We start from the raw sequence: 1,946 nt of genomic DNA, 5'->3' as shown, positions 1-1,946 counted from the left end.
GTCCCAAGAGGGACCGCGCGACGCCCTCTCTCCCTTCCCTCTCGGCGTTTTCCCTAGCGCCCCGATTGCCGCTGCGCATTGACAGCGCGCGAACCCCCTACCGATAATCGGCCCCTTGCCGTCGTGCCCTGGCGACAATTCCCCGCAAGCCCCCCTGGCCGACGCAGTCGTCCCCTGGCGCGCGTGGCCGCCTGCACGATCCGGTTCGTTCCCCATCCGGAGTTGTCACCATGAAGTTGCGCACCACCCTGGCCCTTGTGGCCGCCGCCATTCCCCTGGCAGCCGCCCAAGCCCAGACGCTGAAGATCGGCCTGTCGGCCGAACCCACCTCGGCGGACCCCCACTATCACAAGATGACGCAGAACGACGCGTTCTCCGCGCACGTCTACAACTCGCTGGTGGGCCGCAGCGCCGACATGAAGCTGGTGCCCCAGCTTGCGACTTCCTGGAAGAACCTGGACGACCTGACCTGGGAATTCAAGCTGCGCGACGACGTCAAGTTCTCGAACGGCAAGCCGTTCACCTCCGAAGACGTGCTGTTCACGATCTGCCGCACGCTGAACAACGAAACCAACGTGTCGCAGTCCTACATGGACATGACCAAGCGCATCACCGACGTCCAGACGCCGGACGCGCACACCGTCATCATCAAGACGGGCGAACCCTTCCCCCTGATGCCGGCAGAATTGGCCCGCTCGCTGCCGATCATCTGGAACGGCATCGTCGAACACGGCAAACTCACGTACGACCCCAAGAAGGGTTGCGGCGTGACGGGCGCCTGGCCCACAGTGGTCGACTTCAACAACGGCAAGGACGCCATCGGCACCGGCCCCTACATGCTGAAGTCCTACGTCAAGGGCACCGGCATCGAGCTGGTCCGCAACGAGAACTACTGGGGCGAGAAGCCGCACTGGAAGGAAGTGAAGTTCGTGCCGGTGCCCTCCGCCGGCCCGCGCCTGACCGGTCTTCTGTCCGGCGACTTCGACATGATCGAAAACCCCGCCGCGCGTGACCTGCCGCGTCTGAAGGACAATCCGAAGTTCGGTTTCGTGGCCACGCCGTCCACCCGCCTGGTGTTCTTCCAGCCGGACGTGGGCCGCAACCCGAGCCCGTTCGTCAAGAGCCCCGACGGCAAGAACCCGCTGCAGGACCTGCGCGTGCGCAAGGCCATCAACATGGCCATCGACCGCAAGACCATCACCGCCCGCATCATGGACGGCATGGCGACCCCGGCCTTCCAGTTCATGCCCGACGGCATGTTCGGCGCGCTGCCCAAGGCCCCGGAAATCAAGTACGACCCCGAAGGCGCCAAGAAGCTGCTGGCCGAAGCCGGCTACCCGAACGGCTTTGAACTGACGCTGTCGTCCACCAACGACCGTTACGTCAACGACGGCCAGGTCGCCCAAGCCGTGGCACAGTATCTGTCGCGCGTCGGCATCAAGACCAACGTGGACGCGATGACCGCCTCCATCTACTTCCCCAAGCGCGCCAAGCGCGAGTTCAGCTTCTCGATGGGCGGCTGGCCGGCGGAAACGGGTGAAGCATCGGCGCTGTTCCAATTGTGGGTTGCCACGCTGGATTCGCCCGTCAGCCTGGGCACCAGCAACTACGGCGGCTTCTCGAATGCCGACTTCGACAAGGTCTACAAGCAGGCCATCGTGACGGTTGACCCCGCCAAGCGCGAAAAGCTGCTGCAGGAATCCACCCAGATCGCCCTGGACAACGTGCCGCTGATCCCGCTGCACTTCGAAAGCAGCATCTGGGCCTTCCGCAAGGGCATCTCGTACGAAGGCCGCCGCGACCAGTACACCCTGGCCACCTCGGTCAAGCCCGACGCCAAGTGAGCCGGCAGGGCTGAGTAAAGAAGAAACGGCTGCCTCGCGCAGCCGTTTTGCCTTGTGCCGGCGCAATTACGCCCCGCTTTACCCGAGCCCCCCGCCCCATCC

The 1,946-nt window shown here is 64.6% G+C and carries 1 protein-coding gene; it reads left to right on the top strand.

From position 1 onward, the window contains the following. The first annotated feature begins 230 nt into the window (after positions 1-230). A complete protein-coding gene (locus tag AC6LJW_RS29385) occupies positions 231-1,844 on the top strand; it encodes an ABC transporter substrate-binding protein (RefSeq protein ID WP_498088969.1) in 1,614 nt (537 codons plus the stop codon). Positions 1,845-1,946: the final 102 nt, after the last annotated feature.

The organism is Achromobacter sp. 1012554356 (assembly GCF_059760815.1).
This window is presented reverse-complemented; position numbering and strand designations above follow the sequence as displayed.

Coding starts and splice junctions, on each gene's coding strand:
- AC6LJW_RS29385 (WP_498088969.1), top strand. CDS start 231: ATGAAGTTGCGCACCACCCTGGCCCTTGTGGCCGCCGCCATTCCCCTG.